The 17,565-nt window shown below is 66.8% G+C and carries 28 protein-coding genes; 26 read left to right on the plus strand and 2 right to left on the minus strand.

The annotated features are described in order from the left end of the window. The first annotated feature begins 12 nt into the window (after positions 1 to 12). The 26 genes from rpsS to truA all read left to right on the plus strand — a co-directional run bounded on the left by rpsS (position 13) and on the right by truA (position 14,388). Positions 13 to 294 carry a 30S ribosomal protein S19 gene (rpsS, locus tag ACZ5NH_RS24210; RefSeq protein WP_009190133.1) on the plus strand — a complete coding sequence of 94 codons (282 nt, stop codon included), beginning with the start codon at positions 13 to 15 and terminating at the stop codon, positions 292 to 294. Positions 295 to 339: 45 nt separating this feature from the next. Then, entirely contained in the window at positions 340 to 687 is a 348-nt protein-coding gene (rplV, locus tag ACZ5NH_RS24215; RefSeq protein ID WP_351143382.1) for a 50S ribosomal protein L22, read from the plus strand. After that, the gene (rpsC, locus tag ACZ5NH_RS24220) at positions 687 to 1,505 is read left to right on the plus strand and encodes a 30S ribosomal protein S3 (RefSeq protein ID WP_055706471.1); all 819 of its coding nucleotides are present in this window, start codon (positions 687 to 689) and stop codon (positions 1,503 to 1,505) included. Before rplV ends, rpsC begins: the two co-directional genes overlap by 1 nt. Positions 1,506 to 1,510: 5 nt before the next feature. Continuing rightward, on the plus strand, positions 1,511 to 1,930 hold the full coding sequence (rplP, locus tag ACZ5NH_RS24225) for a 50S ribosomal protein L16 (protein ID WP_030967307.1): 420 nt from the start codon (positions 1,511 to 1,513) through the stop codon (positions 1,928 to 1,930). Next, positions 1,930 to 2,154, plus strand: a complete 225-nt coding sequence (gene rpmC, locus ACZ5NH_RS24230) for a 50S ribosomal protein L29 (RefSeq protein ID WP_007494763.1) — start codon at positions 1,930 to 1,932, stop codon at positions 2,152 to 2,154. The genes rplP and rpmC overlap by 1 nt, the downstream gene beginning before the upstream one ends. Next, positions 2,154 to 2,441, plus strand: a complete 288-nt coding sequence (gene rpsQ / locus ACZ5NH_RS24235; protein WP_055706472.1) for a 30S ribosomal protein S17 — start codon at positions 2,154 to 2,156, stop codon at positions 2,439 to 2,441. The genes rpmC and rpsQ overlap by 1 nt, the downstream gene beginning before the upstream one ends. Positions 2,442 to 2,541: 100 nt before the next feature. After that, positions 2,542 to 2,910: a 50S ribosomal protein L14 gene (gene rplN / locus ACZ5NH_RS24240; protein WP_003998823.1), complete on the plus strand. Its 369-nt coding sequence runs from the start codon at positions 2,542 to 2,544 to the stop codon at positions 2,908 to 2,910. Positions 2,911 to 2,912: 2 nt separating this feature from the next. Continuing rightward, positions 2,913 to 3,236, plus strand: coding sequence for a 50S ribosomal protein L24 (rplX, locus tag ACZ5NH_RS24245; RefSeq protein ID WP_388619626.1), 324 nt, complete (start codon positions 2,913 to 2,915; stop codon positions 3,234 to 3,236). Further along, positions 3,236 to 3,793, plus strand: a complete 558-nt coding sequence (gene rplE / locus ACZ5NH_RS24250) for a 50S ribosomal protein L5 (protein WP_061920719.1) — start codon at positions 3,236 to 3,238, stop codon at positions 3,791 to 3,793. The genes rplX and rplE overlap by 1 nt, the downstream gene beginning before the upstream one ends. 5 nt (positions 3,794 to 3,798) lie before the next feature. Beyond that, a complete protein-coding gene (locus ACZ5NH_RS24255; RefSeq protein ID WP_003948630.1) occupies positions 3,799 to 3,984 on the plus strand; it encodes a type Z 30S ribosomal protein S14 in 186 nt (61 codons plus the stop codon). 213 nt (positions 3,985 to 4,197) lie between these two features. Further along, complete coding sequence (rpsH, locus tag ACZ5NH_RS24260; protein ID WP_004984520.1) at positions 4,198 to 4,596, plus strand: 30S ribosomal protein S8; 399 nt, start codon at positions 4,198 to 4,200, stop codon at positions 4,594 to 4,596. A 24-nt stretch (positions 4,597 to 4,620) separates the two neighbouring features. Continuing rightward, positions 4,621 to 5,160 carry a 50S ribosomal protein L6 gene (gene rplF, locus ACZ5NH_RS24265; RefSeq protein WP_388619630.1) on the plus strand — a complete coding sequence of 180 codons (540 nt, stop codon included), beginning with the start codon at positions 4,621 to 4,623 and terminating at the stop codon, positions 5,158 to 5,160. A 3-nt stretch (positions 5,161 to 5,163) separates the two neighbouring features. After that, a complete protein-coding gene (gene rplR, locus ACZ5NH_RS24270) occupies positions 5,164 to 5,547 on the plus strand; it encodes a 50S ribosomal protein L18 (protein WP_030641198.1) in 384 nt (127 codons plus the stop codon). 41 nt (positions 5,548 to 5,588) lie between these two features. Continuing rightward, entirely contained in the window at positions 5,589 to 6,194 is a 606-nt protein-coding gene (gene rpsE, locus ACZ5NH_RS24275; protein WP_009190144.1) for a 30S ribosomal protein S5, read from the plus strand. Between the two features lie 2 nt (positions 6,195 to 6,196). Then, on the plus strand, positions 6,197 to 6,379 hold the full coding sequence (rpmD, locus tag ACZ5NH_RS24280) for a 50S ribosomal protein L30 (RefSeq protein WP_003998814.1): 183 nt from the start codon (positions 6,197 to 6,199) through the stop codon (positions 6,377 to 6,379). Between the two features lie 2 nt (positions 6,380 to 6,381). Beyond that, the gene (rplO, locus tag ACZ5NH_RS24285; RefSeq protein ID WP_030745257.1) at positions 6,382 to 6,837 is read left to right on the plus strand and encodes a 50S ribosomal protein L15; all 456 of its coding nucleotides are present in this window, start codon (positions 6,382 to 6,384) and stop codon (positions 6,835 to 6,837) included. Between the two features lie 243 nt (positions 6,838 to 7,080). Continuing rightward, positions 7,081 to 8,394 carry a preprotein translocase subunit SecY gene (gene secY, locus ACZ5NH_RS24290; RefSeq protein ID WP_388619634.1) on the plus strand — a complete coding sequence of 438 codons (1,314 nt, stop codon included), beginning with the start codon at positions 7,081 to 7,083 and terminating at the stop codon, positions 8,392 to 8,394. Next, positions 8,394 to 9,056 (plus strand): adenylate kinase, encoded by a 663-nt coding sequence (locus ACZ5NH_RS24295; protein ID WP_468778029.1) that lies wholly within the window; start codon positions 8,394 to 8,396, stop codon positions 9,054 to 9,056. Before secY ends, ACZ5NH_RS24295 begins: the two co-directional genes overlap by 1 nt. A gap of 100 nt (positions 9,057 to 9,156) precedes the next feature. Further along, complete coding sequence (gene map / locus ACZ5NH_RS24300; protein WP_388621019.1) at positions 9,157 to 9,993, plus strand: type I methionyl aminopeptidase; 837 nt, start codon at positions 9,157 to 9,159, stop codon at positions 9,991 to 9,993. Between the two features lie 257 nt (positions 9,994 to 10,250). Further along, positions 10,251 to 10,472, plus strand: coding sequence for a translation initiation factor IF-1 (infA, locus tag ACZ5NH_RS24305; RefSeq protein ID WP_003948620.1), 222 nt, complete (start codon positions 10,251 to 10,253; stop codon positions 10,470 to 10,472). A 59-nt stretch (positions 10,473 to 10,531) separates the two neighbouring features. Beyond that, positions 10,532 to 10,645 carry a 50S ribosomal protein L36 gene (gene rpmJ / locus ACZ5NH_RS24310; RefSeq protein WP_003998809.1) on the plus strand — a complete coding sequence of 38 codons (114 nt, stop codon included), beginning with the start codon at positions 10,532 to 10,534 and terminating at the stop codon, positions 10,643 to 10,645. Between the two features lie 189 nt (positions 10,646 to 10,834). Next, positions 10,835 to 11,215: a 30S ribosomal protein S13 gene (rpsM, locus tag ACZ5NH_RS24315; protein WP_009300593.1), complete on the plus strand. Its 381-nt coding sequence runs from the start codon at positions 10,835 to 10,837 to the stop codon at positions 11,213 to 11,215. Between the two features lie 65 nt (positions 11,216 to 11,280). Further along, positions 11,281 to 11,685: a 30S ribosomal protein S11 gene (gene rpsK, locus ACZ5NH_RS24320; protein ID WP_003956432.1), complete on the plus strand. Its 405-nt coding sequence runs from the start codon at positions 11,281 to 11,283 to the stop codon at positions 11,683 to 11,685. 154 nt (positions 11,686 to 11,839) lie between these two features. Continuing rightward, on the plus strand, positions 11,840 to 12,862 hold the full coding sequence (locus tag ACZ5NH_RS24325) for a DNA-directed RNA polymerase subunit alpha (RefSeq protein ID WP_003966937.1): 1,023 nt from the start codon (positions 11,840 to 11,842) through the stop codon (positions 12,860 to 12,862). A gap of 117 nt (positions 12,863 to 12,979) precedes the next feature. Continuing rightward, positions 12,980 to 13,474 carry a 50S ribosomal protein L17 gene (gene rplQ, locus ACZ5NH_RS24330; protein WP_450984236.1) on the plus strand — a complete coding sequence of 165 codons (495 nt, stop codon included), beginning with the start codon at positions 12,980 to 12,982 and terminating at the stop codon, positions 13,472 to 13,474. Between the two features lie 74 nt (positions 13,475 to 13,548). Then, positions 13,549 to 14,388 (plus strand): tRNA pseudouridine(38-40) synthase TruA, encoded by an 840-nt coding sequence (truA, locus tag ACZ5NH_RS24335; protein WP_388619642.1) that lies wholly within the window; start codon positions 13,549 to 13,551, stop codon positions 14,386 to 14,388. Between the two features lie 4 nt (positions 14,389 to 14,392). Here truA and ACZ5NH_RS24340 read toward each other — a convergent pair whose 3' ends face one another. Beyond that, positions 14,393 to 16,420 carry an acyltransferase family protein gene (locus ACZ5NH_RS24340; protein ID WP_468778032.1) on the minus strand — a complete coding sequence of 676 codons (2,028 nt, stop codon included), beginning with the start codon at positions 16,418 to 16,420 and terminating at the stop codon, positions 14,393 to 14,395. Positions 16,421 to 16,455: 35 nt separating this feature from the next. After that, entirely contained in the window at positions 16,456 to 17,556 is a 1,101-nt protein-coding gene (gene manB / locus ACZ5NH_RS24345) for a mannose-1-phosphate guanylyltransferase (protein WP_468778034.1), read from the minus strand. Positions 17,557 to 17,565 lie beyond the last annotated feature (9 nt).

The raw sequence follows: 17,565 nt of genomic DNA on the forward strand, positions 1-17,565 counted from the left end.
GGACGGGTTGAGATGCCTCGTAGCTTGAAGAAGGGACCCTTCGTCGACGACCACCTGATCAAGAAGGTGGACGTCCAGAACGAAGCCGGTACCAAGAACGTCATCAAGACCTGGTCCCGTCGCTCGATGATCGTCCCGGCCATGCTCGGCCACACGATCGCGGTGCACAACGGCAAGACCCACATCCCGGTGTTCGTCACCGAGTCGATGGTCGGCCACAAGCTCGGCGAGTTCTCGCCGACCCGCACCTTCCGGGGCCACGTCAAGGAAGACCGGAAGTCGAAGCGCCGCTAGTAGCGGATCGCATTCAGACACGTAAGTAACTCTGAAGGGACAACCATGGAAGCCAGGGCCCAGGCGCGGTACATCCGCGTCACGCCCATGAAGGCCCGCCGTGTGGTGGACCTCATCCGTGGCATGGACGCCACGGAGGCCCAGGCTGTTCTGCGATTCGCTCCGCAGGCAGCCTCGGTACCGGTCGGCAAGGTGCTCGACAGCGCCATTGCCAACGCCGCGCACAACTACGACCACACCGATGTCGACAGCCTCTTCGTTTCCGAGGCCTTCGTCGACGAGGGCCCGACCCTGAAGCGGTTCCGTCCGCGTGCCCAGGGCCGTGCCTACCGGATCCGCAAGCGGACCAGCCACATCACCGTGGTCGTCAGCAGCAAGGAAGGAACCCGGTAATGGGCCAGAAGGTTAACCCGCATGGGTTCCGGCTCGGTGTCACCACGGACTTCAAGTCCCGGTGGTACGCCGACAAGCTGTACAAGGACTACGTCAAGGAAGACGTCGCCATCCGTCGGATGATGACGTCCGGCATGGAGCGCGCCGGTATCTCGAAGGTGGAGATCGAGCGCACCCGTGACCGCGTCCGTGTGGACATCCACACCGCTCGCCCGGGCATCGTCATCGGCCGCCGCGGCGCCGAGGCCGACCGCATCCGCGGTGACCTGGAGAAGCTGACCGGCAAGCAGGTCCAGCTGAACATCCTCGAGGTCAAGAACCCGGAGACGGACGCTCAGCTGGTGGCCCAGGCCGTCGCCGAGCAGCTGTCCTCCCGCGTCTCCTTCCGCCGTGCCATGCGCAAGAGCATGCAGTCGGCGATGAAGGCCGGCGCCAAGGGCATCAAGATCCAGTGCGGTGGCCGTCTCGGCGGCGCCGAGATGTCCCGCTCGGAGTTCTACCGCGAGGGCCGTGTGCCCCTGCACACGCTCCGCGCGAACGTGGACTACGGCTTCTTCGAGGCCAAGACGACCTTCGGCCGCATCGGTGTGAAGGTCTGGATCTACAAGGGCGACGTCAAGAACATCGCCGAGGTCCGTGCCGAGAACGCTGCCGCCCGTGCGGGTAACCGCCCGGCCCGCGGTGGCGCCGACCGCCCGGCCCGTGGTGGCCGCGGTGGCGAGCGGCGCGGTCGCAAGCCGCAGCAGGCTGCCGGCGCCGAGGCCCCCAAGGCCGAGGCCCCCGCCGCTCCGGCTGAGAGCACCGGAACGGAGGCCTGACCGACATGCTGATCCCCCGTAGGGTCAAGCACCGCAAGCAGCACCACCCGAAGCGCAGCGGCGCTGCCAAGGGTGGCACGACGGTTGCGTTCGGCGAGTACGGCATCCAGGCGCTCACCCCGGCGTATGTGACGAACCGTCAGATCGAGGCCGCTCGTATCGCCATGACGCGTCACATCAAGCGTGGTGGCAAGGTCTGGATCAACATCTACCCGGACCGTCCCCTCACCAAGAAGCCTGCCGAGACCCGCATGGGTTCCGGTAAGGGTTCCCCGGAGTGGTGGATCGCCAACGTCAAGCCCGGACGCGTGATGTTCGAGCTGTCGTACCCCAACGAGAAGATCGCCCGTGAGGCGCTGACCCGTGCGGCCCACAAGCTGCCGATGAAGTGCCGGATCGTCAAGCGCGAGGCAGGTGAAGCGTGATGTCGGCCGGTACCAAGGCGTCCGAGCTGCGCGAGCTGGGCAACGAGGAGCTTCTGGCGAAGCTCCGCGAGGCCAAGGAAGAGCTGTTCAACCTCCGCTTCCAGGCGGCGACGGGTCAGCTCGAGAACCATGGCCGTCTCAAGGCGGTCCGCAAGGACATCGCCCGGATCTACACCCTCATGCGTGAGCGTGAGCTCGGCATCGAGACGGTGGAGAACGCCTGATGAGCGAGAAGAACGTGACTGAGCAGAACACCGAGGCGCGCGGTTTCCGCAAGACCCGTGAGGGTCTCGTCGTCAGCGACAAGATGGACAAGACCGTCGTCGTCGCCGTCGAGGACCGCGTCAAGCACGCGCTGTACGGCAAGGTCATCCGCCGTACCAACAAGCTCAAGGCGCACGACGAGCAGAACGCCGCGGGCGTCGGCGACCGCGTCCTCCTCATGGAGACCCGGCCGCTGTCCGCGACGAAGCGCTGGCGCGTCGTCGAGATCCTCGAGAAGGCCAAGTAATTCCTGCGGGGCAAACCCGCAGGTCAGTTCCGCCAGGCTCGGCAGGGGCTCTCGTAACTGAAGCCCCTGCCGGGAACCGGCAGACAAACAGGAGATAGACGTGATCCAGCAGGAGTCGCGACTGCGTGTCGCCGACAACACTGGTGCGAAGGAAATCCTTTGCATCCGTGTGCTCGGTGGCTCCGGTCGCCGCTACGCGGGCATCGGTGACGTCATCGTCGCCACCGTCAAGGACGCGATCCCCGGTGGCAACGTGAAGAAGGGTGACGTCGTCAAGGCGGTCATCGTTCGCACCGTCAAGGAGCGCCGCCGTCCGGACGGCTCGTACATCCGCTTCGACGAGAACGCCGCCGTCATTCTGAAGAACGACGGCGACCCTCGCGGCACCCGCATCTTCGGCCCGGTCGGCCGTGAGCTGCGCGAGAAGAAGTTCATGAAGATCATCTCGCTCGCGCCGGAGGTGCTGTAAGCATGAAGATCAAGAAGGGCGACCTGGTCCAGGTCATCACCGGTAAGGACAAGGGCAAGCAGGGCAAGGTCATCGCGGCCTACCCCCGCGAGGACCGTGTCCTGGTCGAGGGTGTCAACCGGGTCAAGAAGCACACCAAGGCCGGTCCGACCGCTGGCGGTTCCCAGGCCGGCGGCATCGTGACCACCGAGGCGCCGATCCACGTCTCCAACGTCCAGCTGGTCGTGGAGAAGGACGGCAAGAAGGTCGTCACGCGTGTCGGCTACCGCTTCGACGAAGAGGGCAACAAGATCCGCGTTGCCAAGCGGACGGGTGAGGACATCTGATGGCTACCACCACCACTCCGCGTCTGAAGCAGAAGTACCGCGAGGAGATCGCGGGCAAGCTGCGTGACGAGTTCAAGTACGAGAACGTCATGCAGGTTCCCGGCCTCGTCAAGATCGTGGTCAACATGGGTGTCGGCGACGCCGCCCGTGACTCGAAGCTGATCGAGGGCGCGATCCGCGACCTGACCACCATCACCGGTCAGAAGCCGGCCGTCACCAAGGCCCGCAAGTCCATCGCGCAGTTCAAGCTGCGTGAGGGCCAGCCGATCGGTGCCCACGTCACGCTCCGTGGCGACCGCATGTGGGAGTTCCTGGACCGCACCCTGTCGCTCGCGCTGCCGCGCATCCGCGACTTCCGCGGCCTGTCCCCCAAGCAGTTCGACGGCCGTGGCAACTACACCTTCGGTCTCACGGAGCAGGTCATGTTCCACGAGATCGACCAGGACAAGATCGACCGTACCCGGGGCATGGACATCACCGTGGTCACCACGGCGACCAACGACGCTGAGGGCCGCGCGCTCCTTCGTCACCTCGGCTTCCCGTTCAAGGAGGCGTGAGCGAGATGGCGAAGAAGGCTCTGATTGCCAAGGCTGCTCGCAAGCCCAAGTTCGGTGTGCGTGGCTACACCCGCTGCCAGCGCTGCGGCCGTCCGCACTCCGTGTACCGCAAGTTCGGCCTCTGCCGCGTGTGCCTTCGTGAGATGGCTCACCGTGGCGAGCTGCCGGGCGTGACCAAGAGCTCCTGGTAGTCCCGGCAATTCGGGAACACCAAGGCTCTCGGTAAGTAGATAGGGCGGTCAGACGCCCAGCTCGCATGCCTTAGGCTTGTGGGGTTGGGCGTCTGTCGCCGCCCGTACGACTTACTACGCCGTAGGTCCACCGCGCCGCACCCGTCCCGTCTCGGATCGGGGAGAGGGATGGCGCACCAGGAAACCCCGGCGAGAGAGGCCGAAGGCCAATTCATGACCATGACTGATCCGATCGCAGACATGCTGACGCGTCTGCGGAACGCGAACTCGGCGTACCACGACTCCGTGGCGATGCCGCACTCGAAGATCAAGTCGCACATCGCGGAGATCCTCCAGCAGGAGGGCTTCATCACGGGCTGGAAGGTCGAGGACGCCGAGGTCGGCAAGAACCTCGTCCTGGAGCTGAAGTTCGGCCCCAACCGTGAGCGCTCCATCGCGGGCATCAAGCGGATCTCCAAGCCCGGTCTCCGGGTGTACGCGAAGTCCACCAACCTGCCGAAGGTGCTCGGCGGCCTGGGCGTGGCGATCATCTCCACGTCCCACGGGCTCCTCACCGACAAGCAGGCCGGCAAGAAGGGCGTGGGTGGGGAAGTCCTCGCCTACGTCTGGTAGCAGAAGGGAACGGAGGAAACAGCTATGTCGCGCATCGGCAAGCTCCCCATCGCGGTTCCCGCCGGCGTGGACGTCACCATCGACGGCCGTACGGTGTCGGTCAAGGGCCCCAAGGGCTCGCTGTCCCACACCGTCGCGGCTCCGATCGACATCGCTAAGGGCGAGGACGGCACCCTGTCGGTGACCCGCCCGAACGACGAGCGTCAGAGCAAGGCCCTGCACGGCCTCTCCCGCACGCTGGTGGCGAACATGATCACCGGCGTGACCCAGGGTTACGTGAAGAAGCTCGAGATCAGCGGTGTCGGTTACCGAGTGACCGCCAAGGGTTCGAACCTGGAGTTCGCTCTCGGTTACAGCCACCCGATCCTCGTCGAGGCCCCCGAGGGCATCACCTTCAAGGTGGAGTCCCCGACCCGTTTCTCGGTCGAGGGCATCGACAAGCAGAAGGTCGGCGAGGTTGCGGCCAACATCCGCAAGCTGCGCAAGCCCGACCCGTACAAGGCCAAGGGCGTCAAGTACGAGGGCGAAGTCATCCGCCGCAAGGTCGGAAAGGCGGGTAAGTAAGCCATGGCATACGGGCAGAAGATCCTCAAGGGCGACGCCTACAAGCGCGCCGCGATCAAGCGCCGTCACATCCGGATCCGCAAGCGGATCGCCGGTACGGCGGAGCGCCCCCGTCTGGTCGTGACCCGCTCCAACCGCCACATCGTGGCGCAGGTGATCGACGACCTGAAGGGTCACACCCTGGCGTCGGCGTCCACCCTGGACGCGTCGATCCGTGGTGGCGAGGCCGACAAGTCCGCGCAGGCCAAGCAGGTCGGCGCCCTGGTCGCCGAGCGTGCCAAGGCCGCCGGTGTCGAGGCCGTCGTGTTCGACCGTGGTGGTAACCAGTACGCCGGGCGCATCGCCGCCCTGGCGGACGCCGCCCGCGAGGCCGGGCTCAAGTTCTGAGCCGGTTCCGTAGCTAGCGGAAAAAGAGAGAGGTAATTCCAATGGCTGGACCCCAGCGCCGCGGTGGCGGTGCCGGTGGCGGCGAGCGGCGGGACCGGAAGGGCCGTGACGGCGGCGCTGCTGCCGCCGAGAAGACCGCGTACGTTGAGCGCGTTGTCGCGATCAACCGCGTCGCCAAGGTTGTGAAGGGTGGTCGTCGCTTCAGCTTCACCGCGCTGGTCGTGGTGGGCGACGGTGACGGCACCGTGGGTGTCGGATACGGCAAGGCCAAGGAGGTGCCGGCCGCCATCGCCAAGGGTGTTGAGGAGGCCAAGAAGCACTTCTTCAAGGTCCCCCGGATCCAGGGCACCATCCCGCACCCCATCCAGGGTGAGAAGGCTGCCGGCGTCGTGCTGCTCAAGCCCGCGTCCCCGGGTACCGGTGTTATCGCCGGTGGTCCGGTGCGTGCCGTGCTCGAGTGCGCCGGTATCCACGACGTGCTGTCGAAGTCGCTCGGCTCCGACAACGCCATCAACATCGTGCACGCGACCGTGGAGGCCCTGAAGGGTCTGCAGCGTCCCGAGGAGATCGCGGCCCGCCGTGGTCTGCCGCTCGAGGACGTCGCTCCCGCGGCTCTGCTCCGTGCGCGTGCCGGGGCGGGTGCGTAATCATGGCGCAGCTCAAGATCACGCAGGTCAAGTCCTACATCGGCAGCAAGCAGAACCACCGTGACACCCTGCGGTCGCTTGGTCTCAAGGGGATCAACACCGTGGTCGTCAAGGAGGACCGCCCCGAGTTCCGCGGCATGGTGCACACCGTCCGCCACCTCGTGACGGTCGAGGAGGTCGACTGATCATGGCGGAGCAGAACCCGCTGAAGATCCACAACCTCCGTCCCGCCCCGGGCGCCAAGACCGCCAAGACCCGTGTCGGTCGTGGTGAGGCGTCGAAGGGTAAGACGGCCGGTCGTGGTACCAAGGGCACCAAGGCCCGCTACCAGGTTCCGGAGCGCTTCGAGGGCGGCCAGATGCCGCTGCACATGCGCCTCCCGAAGCTGAAGGGCTTCAAGAACCCGTTCAAGACCGAGTACCAGGTCGTGAACCTCGACAAGCTGGCCGCGCTCTACCCCGAGGGTGGCGAGGTCACCGTCGAGGGTCTGGTGGCCAAGGGCGCCGTTCGCAAGAACAGCCTCGTCAAGGTCCTCGGCCAGGGCGAGGTCTCCGTGGCGCTGCAGGTGACGGTCGACGCCGTCTCCGGCTCCGCCAAGGAGAAGATCACCGCCGCCGGCGGTACGGTCACCGAGCTGGTCTGAGTTCCTCAGGTCCCTCGATGACGTGAACGATCCCGACCGGGGATACTCCACAAAAGGGGTATCCCCGGTCGGTCGTTCCAAGGGTGGTGCTCTCGCCGGTAAGGTGGCCAGCACTGCCTACTTTTTTCGGCTGCTCCCATGGGGCACCCTGAGCGGCAGTTGACCGTTAGCTATTCGTCTGTATCCGTCGAACCTCAAGACCGTCACCCTTGACGCAGTTGCGCGGGGGTCGCAGGAGGCACCGTGCTCACCGCGTTCGCCCGGGCGTTCAGGACGCCCGACCTGCGCAAGAAGCTGCTCTTCACGCTGGCCATCATCGTGGTCTACCGGGTCGGTACCCACATCCCGATCCCCGGCGTCAACTACAAGGCCGTCCAGCAGTGTGTGACCGAGGCCGGGGCCAACCAGGGCCTGTTCGGCCTCGTGAACATGTTCAGCGGCGGTGCGCTGCTGCAGATCACGGTCTTCGCGCTCGGCATCATGCCCTACATCACGGCCAGCATCATCCTTCAGCTGCTGACCGTGGTCATCCCGCGCCTGGAAGCCCTCAAGAAGGAGGGCCAGGCCGGTACGGCGAAGATCACGCAGTACACCCGGTACCTGACGGTGGCGCTCGCCATCCTGCAGGGCACCGGCCTGGTCGCCACCGCCCGAACCGGCCGGCTGTTCAACGGCTGCTCGGTCGCCGCGAGCATCGTCCCGGACCAGGCGATCTTCACGACCATCACGATGGTCGTCTGCATGACCGCCGGCACCTGCGTCGTGATGTGGCTCGGTGAGCTGATCACCGACCGCGGCATCGGCAACGGCATGTCGATCCTGATGTTCATCTCGATCGCCGCGACCTTCCCGTCCGCGCTGTGGGCCATCAAGAAGCAGGGCACCCTGGCCGGCGGCTGGATCGAGTTCGGCACGGTCATCCTGGTCGGCCTGGTCATGGTCGGGCTCGTCGTCTTCGTCGAGCAGGCCCAGCGCCGCATCCCGGTGCAGTACGCGAAGCGCATGATCGGCCGTCGTTCCTACGGTGGTACGTCCACGTACATCCCGCTCAAGGTGAACCAGGCGGGTGTGATTCCGGTCATCTTCGCCTCCTCGCTGCTCTACATCCCGGCGCTCGTGGCGCAGTTCGCGGGGGGCAACTCGGGCTGGAAGAACTGGGTCCAGAACAACCTGACCAAGGGCGACCACCCGATTTACATCACTCTGTACTTCTTGCTCATCGTTTTCTTCGCGTTCTTCTACGTGGCGATCTCCTTCAACCCCGAAGAAGTCGCCGACAACATGAAGAAGTATGGTGGCTTCATCCCGGGCATCCGGGCTGGCCGACCGACCGCTGAGTACCTCAGCTACGTGCTCAACCGGATCACCTGGCCGGGTTCGCTGTATCTGGGTCTGATTGCTCTCGTGCCAACAATGGCGTTGGTCGGGTTCGGGGCGACGAACAACTTCCCGTTCGGCGGAACCAGCATCCTGATCATCGTGGGTGTCGGTCTCGAGACGGTGAAGCAGATCGAGAGCCAGCTCCAGCAGCGCAATTACGAAGGGTTCCTCCGCTGATGCGTATCGTCCTCGTCGGGCCGCCGGGTGCCGGTAAGGGAACGCAAGCCGTCCGCCTCGCCGAGAAGCTGGCCATCCCGCACATCTCCACGGGCGACCTGTTCCGGGCCAACATCAGCCAGCAGACCGAGCTGGGCAAGCTCGCGAAGTCCTACATGGACGCCGGCAACCTCGTCCCCGACGAGGTCACCATCGCCATGGCCAAGGACCGCATGGAGCGGCCGGACGCCGAGAAGGGCTTCCTGCTGGACGGCTTCCCGCGCAATGTGTCGCAGGCCGAGGCGCTGGACCAGCTCCTGGAGACCGAGGGCATCAAGCTGGACGCGGTCCTGGACCTGGAGGTCCCGGAGGACGAGGTCGTCAAGCGGATCGCCGGCCGGCGCGTCTGCCGCAACGAGTCCGCGCACGTCTTCCACGTGACGTACAGCCCGCCGAAGAAGGAGGGCGTGTGCGACGTCTGCGGCGGTGAGCTGTACCAGCGCGACGATGACTCCGAGGACACCGTTCGCAAGCGGCTGGAGGTCTACCACACGCAGACCGAGCCGATCATCGACTACTACAAGGCGCAGGGCCTGGTCGTGACGATCTCCGCCCTGGGTCCCGTGGACGAGATCACGCAGCGGGCCCTGGAGGCCCTCAAGCGCGAGAAGGCCGAGAGCTAAGATCCCGGCTCTTACGGCCGCGGCGCCCTCCCGGGTGCCGCGGCCGTACTGTTGTACAGATACCCCAGCCGATGTGAGTGACGGAGAGCGCAGGCCCCCCATGGTGCAGATCAAGACGCCCGAGCAGATCGCGAAGATGCGTGCGGCGGGCCTGGTCGTCGCCGCCATCCACGCGGCCACCCGCGAGGCCGCGGTGCCCGGCGCCTCCACCAAGGACCTGGACGAGGTCGCCCGCAAGGTTCTCGCCGAGCACGGCGCCAAGTCGAACTTCCTGGGGTACGGCGGCTTCCCCGCCACCATCTGCACGTCCGTGAACGATGTCGTCGTCCACGGCATCCCCTCCGACGAGGTCGTCCTCAAGGACGGCGACATCATCTCCATCGACTGCGGCGCGATCGTCGACGGCTGGCACGGCGACGCGGCCTACACGGCGTTCGTGGGCTCCGGTCACGCTCCGGAGCTGATCGAGCTGTCCCGGGTGACGGAGGAGTCGATGTGGGCCGGCATCGCGGCCATGAGGCAGGGCAACCGCCTGGTCGACGTCTCCAAGGCCATCGAGACGTACATCCGCCGCCAGCCGAAGCCGGGCGGCGGCAAGTACGGGATCATCGAGGACTACGGCGGCCACGGCATCGGCACCGAGATGCACATGGACCCGCATCTGCTGAACTACGTCGACCGCCGCCGCGGCAAGGGCCCCAAGCTGGTGCCCGGGTTCTGCCTCGCGATCGAGCCGATGGTCTCCCTCGGCACCCCGCGCACGGAGGTCCTGTCGGACGACTGGACGGTCATCACGACGGACGGCACCTGGTCCTCGCACTGGGAACACTCGGTCGCCCTGACCGCGGAGGGTCCCCTGGTCCTCACCGCCCCGGACGGCGGCAGGGCCAAGCTGGCGGAGTACGGCATCTCGACCGCCCCGGACCCGCTCGGCTGATGGCGGCCCCGCCTGCAACCGCCGGTCGGTGGCCGGCGTCAAGGAAGGGGCGCGGCAGGGCCAAGCTGGCGGAGTACGGGATCACCGCCGCTCCCGATCCGCTCGGTTAGTGATCTCCCGGCTGGGGCAGACTGTCTCGATTCGCCTTTCACGGTGCGCCGACGTAGACTGACTCGTCGGCTCTTGTGCACCCTCATGCCTGCAAGCATGGGACTGCGACCTGAGTCGAACAAGGTAGTCGATTCGAAGGGCGAAGCGTGGCCAAGAAGCAAGGTGCCATCGAGATCGAGGGCACTGTCGTCGAGTCTCTTCCGAACGCGATGTTCAAGGTCGAGCTCCAGAACGGCCACCAGGTCCTGGCACACATCAGCGGCAAGATGCGTATGCACTACATCCGCATCCTCCCTGACGACCGGGTCGTGGTGGAGCTGTCTCCGTACGACCTGACGCGTGGCCGGATCGTCTACCGCTACAAGTAGATCTTGCCCGCATCCCGCTCTCGCGGGGTGGTGGCACTGACCCGGAGAACCTCAATCCAATGAAGGTCAAGCCGAGCGTCAAGAAGATCTGCGACAAGTGCAGGGTGATCCGCCGTCACGGTCGGGTCATGGTCATCTGCGAGAACCCGCGCCACAAGCAGCGCCAGGGCTGACGCACGACCTAACCCTCTGCACCTCTATCGCAGAGATTCGCGCGACGCGAGCTGAATTGTTCATACGCAGAACCCGAGCCCACCAGCTCGACACCCCCGGTTCGGAGGCCGGGGACCCAGTTCGTACCTGATACGGCGACTGGGAGCCGGTTCTGCGGAAGACCTCCGAAGATCACCAGGAGCCATTGAATGGCACGCGTTTCCGGTGTTGACATCCCGCGCGAAAAGCGCGTGGAGGTCGCCCTCACCTACGTGTTCGGCATCGGCCGGACCCTTTCGAAGGAGACGCTGGCTGCGACCGGCGTCGACCCGAACACCCGCGTTCGCGACCTCTCCGAGGAGCAGCTCGTCGCGATTCGTGAGTACGTCGACAACAACATCAAGACCGAGGGTGACCTCCGTCGCGAGATCCAGGCCGACATCCGCCGCAAGGTCGAGATCGGCTGCTACCAGGGTCTGCGTCACCGTCGCGGTCTGCCCGTCCGCGGTCAGCGCACCAGCACCAACGCCCGTACCCGCAAGGGCCCGCGTCGCGCCATCGCCGGCAAGAAGAAGCCGGGCAAGAAGTAGTCCGCAGCGGACACCTGTCCACGGTCTTCGCTGTAGGACCGACCACCTCCCGTAGGAGTTTGTAGATGCCCCCCAAGGGTCGTCAGGGCGCTGCCAAGAAGGTGCGCCGCAAGGAAAAGAAGAACGTCGCTCACGGCCACGCGCACATCAAGAGCACGTTCAACAACACGATCGTCTCCATCACGGACCCGTCCGGCAACGTGATCTCCTGGGCCTCCGCCGGCCACGTCGGCTTCAAGGGCTCCCGGAAGTCCACGCCGTTCGCCGCGCAGATGGCCGCCGAGTCGGCCGCCCGCCGCGCCCAGGAGCACGGCATGCGCAAGGTCGACGTGTTCGTCAAGGGCCCGGGCTCCGGTCGTGAGACCGCGATCCGCTCCCTGCAGGCCACGGGCCTCGAGGTCGGCTCCATCCAGGACGTCACCCCGACCCCGCACAACGGCTGCCGTCCGCCGAAGCGCCGCCGCGTCTGACGCCTGGCAGCTTCGTCTGGCTGTGGGTTCCGGGCGGTACGGCTCCGTAAGGGTCGTACCGCCCGTACCCTTGCAGTACCCGCACTTTTCACGGGTGCGGTTTCCGTAGGACGTCAAATAGCGGGCGTCCACGAATGAAGGATCTGATCCACACATGCTGATCGCTCAGCGTCCCTCGTTGACCGAAGAGGTCGTCGACGAGTTCCGCTCCCGGTTCGTGATCGAGCCGCTGGAGCCGGGCTTCGGCTACACCCTCGGCAACTCCCTCCGCCGTACCCTCCTGTCGTCGATCCCCGGCGCTGCTGTCACCAGCATCCGCATCGACGGCGTCCTGCACGAGTTCACCACCGTGCCGGGCGTCAAGGAGGACGTCACCGACCTGATCCTCAACATCAAGCAGCTGGTCGTCTCCTCGGAGCACGACGAGCCGGTCGTGATGTACCTGCGCAAGCAGGGCCCGGGTCTGGTCACCGCCGCTGACATCGCGCCCCCGGCCGGTGTCGAGGTGCACAACCCCGACCTCGTCCTCGCCACGCTCAACGGCAAGGGCAAGCTGGAGATGGAGCTGACGGTCGAGCGCGGCCGCGGCTATGTCTCCGCCGTGCAGAACAAGCAGGTGGGCCAGGAGATCGGCCGTATCCCGGTCGACTCGATCTACTCGCCGGTGCTCAAGGTCACGTACAAGGTCGAGGCCACGCGTGTCGAGCAGCGCACCGACTTCGACAAGCTGATCGTCGACGTCGAGACCAAGCAGGCGATGCGTCCGCGTGACGCCATGGCGTCGGCCGGTAAGACCCTGGTCGAGCTGTTCGGTCTCGCCCGCGAGCTGAACATCGACGCCGAGGGCATCGACATGGGCCCGTCCCCCACGGACGCCGCCCTGGCCGCCGACCTCGCGCTGCCGATCGAGGAGCTGGAGCTCACGGTCCGCTCCTACAACTGCCTCAAGCGCGAGGGCATCCACTCCGTGGGTGAGCTGGTCGCGCGCTCCGAGGCCGACCTCCTCGACATTCGCAACTTCGGTGCGAAGTCCATCGACGAGGTCAAGGCGAAGCTGGCCGGCATGGGCCTGGCCCTCAAGGACAGCCCGCCCGGATTCGACCCCACGGCCGCGGCTGACGCCTTTGGCGCCGACGACGACGCGGACGCGGGTTTCGTGGAGACCGAGCAGTACTGATCGCCACAGCCTCCGGGGTTCGCGTCAGCGGACCCCGGATCTCTGACAGACAACCGTCTGCTCAGATACTGACCCTGGTACCTGACACGGCCGGGGCAGACACACAGGAGAAGAACAATGCCGAAGCCCACCAAGGGTGCCCGTCTGGGCGGCAGCGCCGCGCACGAGAAGCTGCTCCTCGCGAACCTGGCGAAGAGCCTCTTCGAGCACGGCCGTATCACCACCACCGAGGCGAAGGCCCGCCGCCTGCGCCCGTACGCCGAGCGTCTGATCACCAAGGCGAAGAAGGGCGACCTTCACAACCGCCGTCAGGTGCTCCAGGTCATCACGGACAAGGGCATCGTCCACACGCTCTTCACCGAGATCGGCCCGCGGTACGAGAACCGTCCCGGTGGCTACACCCGCATCACCAAGATCGGTAACCGCCGTGGCGACAACGCGCCCATGGCCGTCATCGAGCTGGTCGAGGCGCTGACGGTGCAGCAGAAGGCCGTGGGCGAGGCCGAGGCCGCCACCAAGCGTGCGGTCAAGGAGGCCGAGGAGGCCAAGGTCGAGGAGACCAAGGCCGAGGACGCCGCCGAGGCTCCCGCTGAGGAGTCGACGGAGGCCTGAGGCTCCGCCTGAGCTGAGCGGGTCCGCCCTTCACCCGGGCGGGCCCGCTTTCGCGTACCTGAGAGGATCCAAGGGTGAGTGAAGTACAGCCCGGTCATGTCCGTGTCCGCCTCGACGTCTCCTACGACGGCACCGACTTCCACGGCTGGGCCAAGCAGGCCGGTGGCAGGCGGACCGTGCAGGGGGAGATCGAGGACGCGCTGCGGACCGTCACCCGGTCCCGGGAGACCTACGAGCTGACCGTCGCCGGACGCACCGACGCCGGGGTGCACGCGCGGGGACAGGTCGCGCATGTCGATCTGCCCGAGGGGGTTTGGCGGGAGCACCACGAGAAGCTGCTCAAGCGACTCGCCGGACGGCTGCCGAAGGACGTGCGGGTCTGGGCGCTCAGGGATGCGCCGAGCGGCTTCGACGCCCGCTTCGCCGCGATATGGCGGCGCTACGTGTATCGCGTCACCGACAACCCCGGCGGAGTGGACCCCCTGCTGCGGGGCCACGTCCTCTGGCACGACTGGCCCCTGGACGTCGCCGTCATGGACGCCGCCGCCAAGTCCCTCGTGGGGGAGCACGACTTCGCGGCGTACGCGAAGAAGCGCGAGGGGGCGACGACGATCCGCGAGATCCTCGACTTCGGGGTGCGCCGGTGCGCGGACGGCATCGTGGAGATCGAGGTCCGCGCCGACGCCTTCTGCCACAACCAGGTGCGTTCCATGGTCGGCGCGCTGCTGTTCGTGGGCGACGGCCACCGCGACGTGGAGTGGCCGCGGCGGGTCCTCGACGCGGGCGTCAGGGACAGCGCCGTGCACGTCGTCCGCCCGCACGGGCTGACGCTGGAAGAGGTCGCCTATCCGGCGGACGACCGGCTTCTGGAGAGGCAGCGGCAGGCGCGCCGGCTGAGGGTCCGGGCCGACTGACGGATCAGCCGGCCAGGGCCTTCTTCAGGGTCGGCTTGATGAAGGGCGCCAGCGACTTGGCGTAGCCCGCCGTCATGTGGCTGGCGTCGAAGTAGACGATCCGGTCGGCGATCACCGTAGGGCAGACGCTGTCCGCGCAGAACGCCGGCAGAGAGTCGAGGACCCGGGCGCCATGGCGTTCGGCGACCTTCTGCTCCACGGCGCGGAGGTCACGGTATTCGACGGCCTTGTCCTCGGTGGGATTGCAGGCGGAGACGTCGTGGATGTGGGTGGCGAGGCAGTCCGGTACGTTCCTGCCGGGCTGCGGGGTGTCCGTGATGTAGACGAGCTGGGCGCCGGAGGCCTCGAAGACCCTGAAGGCCTGCTCGGCACCGGCCTCGGTCACCTCGCGCCGGATGCGGCTGGTGACGACGATGACGTCGGGCTTGAGATCCCCGATGCTCTTGAACGCCGAGGTCCGCCAGCTGTCGCACTCGGAGTACTCGCGGTTCAGCTCGGGGTTCTTGATGGCGTAGACCTCGGGGGAGCAGCCGCCCTTCGCCATGGTCACCACCTTCACATGCAGCGACTTCCCGAGGGCGTCGAAGGCGTCGCCCCACTGCCAGGCGTGGGAGTCCCCGATGACCACGATCGAGTTCTTGCCCTGCTTGTCGCCGATGACGCAGTTGTCGCGCATGACGAACTTCTTGACGTCGGTGTTGTCGATGCAGCCGTAGTGGGTCATGTCCTCGGGGGAGCCCGGCAGAGCGCTCTGCGCGGTCGCGGAGAGCTCCTTCTGGAGCACGGCCTTCCGCACCGAGGCCTCGCCGGCGTACCCACCCGCGTCCCCGTTGGCGGCGGAGGCCGAGGTGACCAGGTTGAGCGGGATGAACATGGCGCAGGCCGTGGCCGCGGCCGCTCCCGCGGTGGCCGTGCCGCCGGCGAAGATGCCCTTCCAGGGGGTCGTCACCAACTGCGCGTTGTTCCTGAAGCGCAACTCCACGACGTAGTACATGAGGACGGCAAGGATGAACGACAGGGACAACACCCGGAAGCGGTCCGAGTAGGTGATGTCCCGGCCCACCACGAACGGCCAGAGGATCAGGATCGGCCAGTGCCAGAGGTACCAGCCGTAGCTGACGTTTCCGACGTAGTCGGTCACCGGGTTGTGCAGGATCGTCTCCACGCCGAGGCGGGGATTGGCGCAGCCGCCGGCGATGATCATGCAGGCGCCCAGCACGGGTCCGGCCACCGCGTACCCCGGAAGGGGTGTCTCCTTGGTGATGAGGAGGGCGGTGCCGATCGTGGTGGCCAGTCCCAGCCAGGAGATGACGGCGGCCAGCCCCTGGTTCATGCGGGACAGCAGTGGTGCGCCGAGGGCGAGCAGGATGCCCGAGGCGAGTTCCCAGATACGGGTCTGGGTGCCGAAGTAGGCGAGGGGCTGGTTCTCGGCGGTCTGCTTGACGGACAGGTACAGCGACCCGGCGATCACGGCGGTCAGGAACAGCGCCACCAGGGCGCGGTTGCGGAAGAGCCCGCGGGAGAGCCAGACCGTGACGATGAGGACGATCGGGGCGGCGACGTAGAACTGCTCCTCGATGCCCAGCGACCAGAAGTGCTGGTACGGGGACTGCGTACCGTTGTTGGCGAAGTAGTCGGTGCCGGTCTCGACGAGGCGCCAGTTCATGAAGCTGAGCGCCGCGCTGAGGCCGTCCCGCATGGTGTCACGGAACCTGAGCGGGCTGGCGTAGAGCCAGGCCACGATCGCCGTGGTGATGACGACCACGGCCATGCCCGGGGCGAGCCGCCGCATCCGGCGGGCCCAGAACTTGCTCAGGGACACCTTGCCGGTCTTGTCGATCTCGGCCAGGAGCTGGCTGCCGATGAGGAAGCCGCTCAGCACGAAGCTGACGTCCACGCCGCCGTGGATGTCGATGATGCCGCAGTGCATGGTGACGACCATCATGATGGCGACGGCACGCAGGCCCTGAATGTCCGGCCGGTACTTGCGAAGACGCTCGGTCTGTGCGGCCGTTGAGCGATGGCGGGTCACGGTTCTCCAGTAACTGTCCGGGCTGGCCGGCGACTTCAGTGGACCGTCGGGCAGGCGACAGCCGTACCGCTGACGCGCACACCTTGGGCGGGAATGCGGATGCCGCACGCGAGCCGCAGTTGGGCGGGCAGTTCGTTCTGCGCGCCGACATGCGAGTGGCAGCCCACCACCACCTCGCGGAGGAACGATTCGCTGCCGATCGACGAGTCGTGGTCGACCACCGACTCGTGGATCTGCGCGCCCTCGGCCACGCTGACGTTCGCGCCGACGATGGACCGGTCGACGACCACGCGCGGGCCGATGACGGCGTGCGGGCCGATCGTCGAGCCGCCCGTGACGCGGGCGGTCGCGTCGACCGTGGCCGTGGGATGGATCAGGGCCTCGGCCGACGGCCCCACCAGCGGCGAGGTCGCCCTGCCGGTGACCAGGTCGGCGGACCCGTGCACGAAGGCGAGCGGGGTGCCGAGGTCACGCCAGTAGTCGTCGGTGACATGGCCGAAGACGCGCCCGCCCCCGGCGACCAGCTGCGGGAAGGTCTCCTGCTCGACCGAGACCTCCCGGTCGGCCGGGATGGCGTCCAGGACGGAGCGGCGGAAGACGTAGCAGCCGGCGTTGATCTGGTCGGTGACGCATTCCTCGGGCGTCTTGGGCTTCTCCAGGAAGGACAGCACCCGGCCGGCCTCGTCGGTGGGGACGAGACCGAAGGCGCGCGGGTCGGGGACCCTCGTGAGGTGCAGGGTCACGTCGGCGTCGCGGGTCTGGTGCTGCTCGATGACGGCGCGCAGGTCCACGCCGGACAGGATGTCGCCGTTGAGGGTCAGCACCGGCGCGTCGGCCGAGGTGCCGCGCAACAGCCGTGCGGCGTTGCGGATCGCTCCTCCGGTGCCGAGCGGGATCTCCTCGACGGCGTAGGAGATCTCCAGGTCCTGGGAGAAGTCCTTGAACTCCTGCTCGAACAGGTCGGCGAGGTAGGAGGTGGCGAACACGACGTGCTCGACGCCGGCGTCCATCAGCTTGGCGATCTGGTGCCGGATGAAGGAGGAGCCCGCGACGTTGAGCAGCGGTTTCGGAGTGTGGTTCGTCAGGGGGCGCAGTCGGGTTCCCTTGCCGCCCACCAGGATGATGGCTTCTTGCATGATTGCGTC

The sequence above is a fragment of the Streptomyces sp. NPDC031426 genome (genome assembly GCF_055581585.1).